Raw genomic sequence first — 6,452 nt, 5'->3', positions numbered from 1 at the left:
CGGCGGTCGATGGTATCAACGACATGTCGGAGTCGCTGCTCGGGATGATGCGGGCGATCCAGGACCTGGATCAGCAGCTCGCCGGCAGCTGACACACGGTTTCCCGGAAGGGGTCGACGGTTCGCCGTCGGCCCCTTCCGTCGTGTCAGGGCCGTCCATCGGCACGGGGCGCCCGATGGGCAGTTCTCCCCATCGTCTCGCCGCAGCGGCACGGATAGGGTGGACCTGGCGGAACCGGGGGGAATGGCCATGTCGGATGTCGAGATCTTCTATGCCGAGTTGAACGGCGCCTCCAGCGCACTCACCACCGCGACCACTCAGCTGCTGACGGAGGCCGCGAGCGTCCAGGGCGAGGACACCGGGGTCGACAATCCCGCACAGCGCGTCGGACTGCGTCTCGAGATGCATCGTCGATTGACGGCTCTGCACGACAGGGCATACGACCGCATCGAATCCGGCGACGCTCTCGCGGCCGACATCGCCGCCATCGCCGCCAAGTACTCCGAACTCGACGTCGAACTCACGGGCGGTGATCGTCCGTGAGTCTCACCTCGCCGAATCGCGGATATCCGCTCGAACGCCTCGACGGCAACACCGGCTCGATGGCGTATTGGAGCAACCTTTTCACGCGGGTGGCCGACCGGCTCGGAGATCTGCGCACGGCCGCGCACGCCGCGCATGACCTGCCCGGCGTCGGACGCTCCGTCACAGCCGTTCGTACGGACGCGAACGACCTCGCCGGCGCACTCCCCGGCGACATCGCCGAGGCGCAGCTGCTGGCGGGCGTGCTGCAGCGCTATGCCGACGCCTTCGACGCGCACGCCAAGCCGGCCAACGATCTGATCGATGACATCGAGGCCGCGCACGCGGAGTGGTCGAGGCTCGACATCGCCGCCGATCACGCCGGTCGCGCCGCGATGGCTGCCGCCTATGGCGACGACCAGTCCGAGATCGACGACACGAACGACGCGGTCACCGAGGCCATCGGCGTCCGGGACGCCGCGAAAGACGCCCTCGACGAGCTGTGGACCCAGTATGAGAGGTTCTACGGGGACTGGGATGCCGCCTACGCCGCCGCGCTGTCGGAGCTCGCCGGTGGTACCGGGGCCGTGCTGACGAACGAGGCACGCGATCTCCTCGCCGACCTCCTCGCGGCGACGAGCCCGGAAGAGGTCGCACGGCTCTGGGCGGAGAATCCCGAGCTGCAGCAGGAGCTCATCGACAATCACCCCGCCGTCGTCGGCAACCTCGACGGGGTGCCCTGGGATGTGCGTGCGACGGTCAACGCTGCGCGACTGGAGGAGCTGCTCGAGACCGAGCCCGAAGGTCCGCATCGCGACGAGCTCGCCGCGGTGTGGCGGGCGCTGACGACAGGTGCGGTGCCGAAGCCGAACCTGATCAGCTTCGATCCGGACGGCGCGGAACAGGTGACCGCGGCACTCGCCTACGGCGACCTCTCGACCGCGTCGGAGATCAACACCCTCGTCCCCGGGATGAACGGCAACGTCGACGACCTCTTCAGCTGGGGGCAGTCCGCGCAGGCGCTCAACCTCCGGGTCGGCGAGGGGTCCGCCACCGTCGTCTGGTTCGGCTACGACACTCCCGATCTGCTGGAGGAGCCGGCGATGTCGCGGGCGGAAGACGGTGCGGCCGCGCTGCGGTCATACCTCCTCGCCGTGCGCGCCCTGTCGCCCGATGCCGATGTGAACGTGATCGCCCACTCCTACGGCAGCACGACCGCCGCTCTTGCGATCGGGTCGCAGGCGGACGGCCTCGGCGTCACGTCGTTCATCGCGGTGGGGTCCGCCGGTTTCCCGAAGGACCCGACGGTGGTCGAGAACCTCTCCAACGGCGGCCCGCCGCAGCTCTACGCGACGATCTCGGAAGACGACGCGGTCGCCAGGGTCGGCCGCGGCACAGCTCCCGGGCATCCTGTCAGCCCCGAGCGCCTGCCAGGCGCTACCGTGTTCGATAGTGATGGTGGCGTCGACGCACGTGGAGAGAGCCTCCCGGCGGCAACCGGACATGACGCCCTCGGCCCCGGCGCCTACCTCGAGCCGGGTTCGGAGTCGTTCTACAACGTGGGTGAGATCATCATGACCGGCCAGCCGGGAACCGAACGCGGCGGCGAGGGCAGCACGCAGGGTTTCTGGGATGCGGGCAACTGGTGGATCAGCGATGAGTACGCGCTCATCGACTTCTGAGCGGATGGGACGACGGATGCGCGGTAGGTGGCAGCGCGGAGCGATGGCGGCAGCGGCCGTCGGATTGGTGATGGCGATGACGGGTTGTGGTTCCACGACGGCGCCGACGGGTGATGCGCTGTATCGCGACGGGGAGAAGCACTACGTCGCCTATGCCACGGCCATGCACTCGGTGATCATGGCGATCCATGAGGGGGACTGGACCGTGGACCAGGGCTCGTTCGGTGCGTCTCCGATCCCGTGCAGGATCAACGGCGAGCCGTCGGGCTACACGTTCTCCTGGTCTCGCCTGCTCGAGCCGGAGGAGCCGATCGATGTGGACGCGGTGGTCGAGGCGGCGATCGCGGGCTTCGACGAGGTGGGAGTGACCGCGAAGACCTCGACGCTCGGCGAAGGCGATCGACAAGAGGTGAACGTGATCGGCACCGGGGGTGACATCGGGCGCGGTGTCGTCACCATCTGGCCGGCGCGCAACACCATCTGGGTGTCCGCGACGCCGGGGTGCATCCCGGGCGATGCGGCCGACCTGTCGGACATGGTCTTCGGCGGCGAACTGGCATACGAGGGCGCGTCGTTGCGCTTCCCCGCGTTCGAGGGGCCGGATTGGCAGCCGCGGTTCTACTTCCCCGAGGAGGGAAGCCCGGTGTACTACAACGAGGACGGTACGCCGGTCGACCCGCAGCCGACGCAGACGGAGTTCCCCGAAGCGCCGTACGGCGACTGAGGCTTCGCGCAGAGTCGCGGGTCAGCGCGCGGCTGCGGCGTCAGCGAGGTGCCGTGCGTCGTGGTTCAGTACCTTGACGATGATGCCGTGGCGGCGCAGCTCCGCGACCGTGCGCGCGCCCTCCTCGGCGTCGAGTCCGAGGGCCTTGATGTTCGCGACGACCACGACGTCTCCTGTGCGCAGCGTGGAGATGAGGCGCGCGAGGCGGTCGTTCCAGCTCTCCAGGATGTCGGGCGCCGGGTGACGGAAGCCCTCGATCGGCACGCCGAAGCGGGTGAGGTCGTCACGCTGCTGCACGACCGACGGCATCCCCTCGCGCGAGACGACGAGTCCGACCAGCCGGGAGCCGTCGGGCCGCGCTGTCCAGAAGTTGCGGTTCTGCTGCAGCTCGGTGAAGCACTTCGGGCACGCTGCGGCATCGTGCGGCAGGTGCAGGGGACTCGTCAGCGCCGCCTCGACCGACGCCGTGGTCTTCGTGGGATCAATCGTCTCGCTCATCGCGCACCTCCGGCATCCATTCTGCCCTGTCGCCGAGGGGAGCGGTGACCGGATTCACACGAGGCCGAGGGCCTGAACCGTCTCGCGTTCCTGCAGCAGTTCGGCCACCGAGGCGTCGATGCGCTTCCGTGCCCAATCGCTCACCTCGAGCCCCTCGACGATCTTCCACTCGCCGTCGACCGAGCGCACCGGGAACGACGAGACGAGCCCCTCAGGCACGCCGTATTCGCCGTGCGAGACGACGCCGGCGGAGGTCCAGTCGTCCGTGCCAGTGACCCAGTCGCGGGTGTGCTCGATGGTCGCGTTCGCGGCAGAGGCCACCGATGACGATCCGCGCACCTCGATGATCTCCGCGCCGCGTTTCGCCACGCGAGGGATGAAGGTCTGGTCGAGCCAGGTCGGCACGTCGCCCACGATCTGCTCGAGCGCGTCGCCGACCGGGCGGCCGCCGACCGTCGCATGCGAGATGTCGGGGAACTGCGTGGCCGAGTGGTTGCCCCAGATGGGGACGCGGCGCACGGTGTGCACGGGGGCGCCGAGCGTCTGTGCGAGCTGCGCGCGAGCCCTGTTCTCGTCGAGGCGTGTCAGCGCAGCGAACCTCTCCGCCGGCACGCCGTCGGCAGAGGCCGCAGCGATGAGGGCATTGGTGTTCGCGGGATTGCCGACGACCGTGACGCGGACACCGGATGCCGCATTCGCCGCGATCGCCGCGCCCTGCGGCCCGAAGATGCCGGCGTTCGCCGCGAGCAGGTCGGCGCGCTCCGTGCCGGGCCCGCGCGGTCGTGCGCCCACGAGGAGGGCGAGGTCGCAGCCGTCGAAGCCGACCGCGGGGTCGTCCGTCACCTCGACGTGCTCGAGCAGGCCGAACGCGCCGTCCTGGAGCTCGAGCGCTGCACCCTCCGCTGCGCCGAGACCCTGCGGGATCTCCAGCAGTCGCAGGCGCACCTTCTCATCGGGGCCGAGCATGTCTCCTGCCGCGATGCGGAAGAGGAGTGCGTAGCCGATCTGTCCGCCCGCGCCGGTGATGGTGATCGTGGTCGTCATGCCCCGAGCCTACGTCCGTTCGGTGCGCGTGCGCGCGGAGTACCCTCGACGCATGACCTTCAATCCCGACGCCGACCTCTCGGGCAACACCACCCGCCGACGCGGACGCACCGCCGCCATCGCCGGCGGTGCCGGTGTGGGTGTGCTCGGCATCATCGCGCTCATCGCCGGCCCCTTGCTCGGCATCGACCTGACCGGGCTGCTGGGCGGCGGGACCCCGGGCGGAGGCAGTGAGCCCGCGGGCGGATCGGCCATCGAGGACTGCGACACCGGTGCACAGGCGAACGACGACGTCGACTGCCGCATGGCGGGAGCGCAGCTCGTGCTCGACGACTTCTGGGCCGACGAGGTCGAGGGCTACCGCAAGCCCGGGTTCATCGTGGTCGACGGGGCGACGAACACGGCCTGCGGCACCGCATCCAACGCCGTCGGTCCGTTCTTCTGCCCGGGCGATGAGACGGTGTACATCGACCCGACCTTCTTCGACCTGATGCAGGAGCAGTTCGGCGCCTCCGCCGGCGAGCTCGCCCAGCTGTACATCGTCGGGCACGAGTGGGGTCACCACATCCAGTGGATCACGGGCGTGATGGACGAGTATCCGAACAACGGCACGGGGCCGGGAAGCAACGGCGTCCGCACCGAGCTGCAGGCCGACTGCTACGCGGGTGCCTGGATCGGACGGATCTCGGAGGAGACCGACAGCAACGGCGTCCCGTACCTGCAGCCGACGACGGAGGCGCAGCGCATCGATGCGCTGAACGCGGCGTTCGCGGTCGGCGACGATCACATCCAGGAGCAGGCCGGGTTCTCGAACCCCGAGAGCTGGACGCACGGCTCCAGCGAGCAGCGGCAGCGCTGGTTCGCCGAGGGGTATCAGAACGGCCTCGGCGTGTGCGCACAGGTGCTGACGCTGCCCGCCGACCAGCTGGATCCGTAACGGGTAGCGCGCGGGGCGTCCGCTACCGTGGGGAGAGCACCACTGCACGACCGGCCGGGGGACCGAAGATGAAGAACACGGATGCTCTGTATCCACCGATCGAACCGTATGAGACGGGCGAGCTGCTCGTGGGCGACGGCCACCGCCTCTATTGGGAGACCAGCGGCAACCCCGAGGGCAAGCCGGTGGTGTTCCTGCACGGAGGCCCCGGCAGCGGGACGTCCCCCTGGCAGCGGCGGTTCTTCGACCCCGAGGTCTATCGCATCGTGCTGTTCGACCAGCGCGGATGCGGCCGCAGCACTCCGCACGCGAGCGAGCCGGACGCCGACCTCCGGTATGTCACGACGGCGCACATGATCGCCGACATCGATCTCCTCCGAAGGAACCTCGGGATCGAAAAGTGGCAGGTCTTCGGCGGATCCTGGGGCAGTGCCCTCGCGCTCGCGTACGCACAGACGCACCCCGACACCGTGACGGAGCTCGTGGTCCGCGGGATCTTCACTCTGCGGCGGGTCGAGCTCGAGTGGTTCTACGAGGGAGGGGCTGCCGCGCTGTTCCCTGACCTCTGGGAGAGCTTCATCGCGCCGATCCCGGTGCTCGAGCGCTCGCGCATGATCGAGGCGTACCACCGTCGACTGTTCGATCCCGACCCTGCCGTGCACGTTCCTGCGGCGATCGCCTGGGCCACGTGGGAGGCATCGACCGTCACGCTCATTCCCGACGCCGCGCAGATCGCCGCGATGTCCGACCCGCGCGCGGCCACCGCCTTCGCCCGTATCGAGAACCACTTCTTCGTCCATCGCGGCTGGTGGGACGAGGGACAGCTGATCGCCGGCGTCCCCGGCATCCGCCACATCCCGACGGTCATCGTGCAGGGGCGGCACGATGTGTGCACCCCGATGATGACGGCGTGGGACCTGCACCGTGCCTGGCCGGAGGCCGAGTTCATCGTGGTCGACGATGCTGGCCACTCCGCCACCGCGCCCGGGACGCAGAAGGCCCTTCGCGACGCGACCGACCGCTTCGCCCGCGCCTGACGCGGGAC

Annotated in this window: 7 protein-coding genes; 5 read left to right on the top strand and 2 right to left on the bottom strand. The window is 69.4% G+C overall.

Translation table 11 applies throughout. The features are described from left to right. Positions 1-249: 249 nt before the first annotated feature. Genes AB0E56_RS18065 through AB0E56_RS18055 form a run of 3 tightly spaced genes read left to right on the top strand, consistent with a single transcriptional unit; the run spans position 250 to position 2,928 of the window. Complete coding sequence (locus AB0E56_RS18065; protein WP_183151840.1) at positions 250-543, top strand: hypothetical protein; 294 nt, start codon at positions 250-252, stop codon at positions 541-543. Next, positions 540-2,204, top strand: a complete 1,665-nt coding sequence (locus tag AB0E56_RS18060) for an alpha/beta hydrolase (RefSeq protein ID WP_359801238.1) — start codon at positions 540-542, stop codon at positions 2,202-2,204. Before AB0E56_RS18065 ends, AB0E56_RS18060 begins: the two co-directional genes overlap by 4 nt. Next, positions 2,179-2,928: a hypothetical protein gene (locus AB0E56_RS18055; RefSeq protein ID WP_359801236.1), complete on the top strand. Its 750-nt coding sequence runs from the start codon at positions 2,179-2,181 to the stop codon at positions 2,926-2,928. Before AB0E56_RS18060 ends, AB0E56_RS18055 begins: the two co-directional genes overlap by 26 nt. Before the next feature lie 21 nt (positions 2,929-2,949). Here AB0E56_RS18055 and AB0E56_RS18050 read toward each other — a convergent pair whose 3' ends face one another. Both AB0E56_RS18050 and AB0E56_RS18045 read right to left on the bottom strand, forming a co-directional pair. Next, a complete protein-coding gene (locus AB0E56_RS18050) occupies positions 2,950-3,426 on the bottom strand; it encodes a dehydrogenase (RefSeq protein ID WP_183151845.1) in 477 nt (158 codons plus the stop codon). Between the two features lie 54 nt (positions 3,427-3,480). Next, the gene (locus AB0E56_RS18045) at positions 3,481-4,470 is read right to left on the bottom strand and encodes a malate dehydrogenase (RefSeq protein WP_359801234.1); all 990 of its coding nucleotides are present in this window, start codon (positions 4,468-4,470) and stop codon (positions 3,481-3,483) included. A 52-nt stretch (positions 4,471-4,522) separates the two neighbouring features. On the opposite strand from AB0E56_RS18045, the gene AB0E56_RS18040 reads away from it, so the two are divergent. Further along, a complete protein-coding gene (locus AB0E56_RS18040; RefSeq protein WP_359801232.1) occupies positions 4,523-5,407 on the top strand; it encodes a neutral zinc metallopeptidase in 885 nt (294 codons plus the stop codon). A gap of 68 nt (positions 5,408-5,475) precedes the next feature. After that, positions 5,476-6,444, top strand: coding sequence for a prolyl aminopeptidase (pip, locus tag AB0E56_RS18035; protein ID WP_359801230.1), 969 nt, complete (start codon positions 5,476-5,478; stop codon positions 6,442-6,444). Positions 6,445-6,452: the final 8 nt, after the last annotated feature.

It is taken from the genome of Microbacterium sp. NPDC028030, assembly GCF_040637855.1.
Classification (GTDB): domain Bacteria; phylum Actinomycetota; class Actinomycetes; order Actinomycetales; family Microbacteriaceae; genus Microbacterium.
This window is presented reverse-complemented; position numbering and strand designations above follow the sequence as displayed.

Coding starts and splice junctions, on each gene's coding strand:
- AB0E56_RS18065 (WP_183151840.1), top strand. CDS start 250: ATGTCGGATGTCGAGATCTTCTATGCCGAGTTGAACGGCGCCTCCAGC.
- AB0E56_RS18055 (WP_359801236.1), top strand. CDS start 2,179: ATGAGTACGCGCTCATCGACTTCTGAGCGGATGGGACGACGGATGCGC.
- AB0E56_RS18050 (WP_183151845.1), bottom strand. CDS start 3,426: ATGAGCGAGACGATTGATCCCACGAAGACCACGGCGTCGGTCGAGGCG.
- AB0E56_RS18045 (WP_359801234.1), bottom strand. CDS start 4,470: ATGACGACCACGATCACCATCACCGGCGCGGGCGGACAGATCGGCTAC.
- AB0E56_RS18040 (WP_359801232.1), top strand. CDS start 4,523: ATGACCTTCAATCCCGACGCCGACCTCTCGGGCAACACCACCCGCCGA.
- pip (WP_359801230.1), top strand. CDS start 5,476: ATGAAGAACACGGATGCTCTGTATCCACCGATCGAACCGTATGAGACG.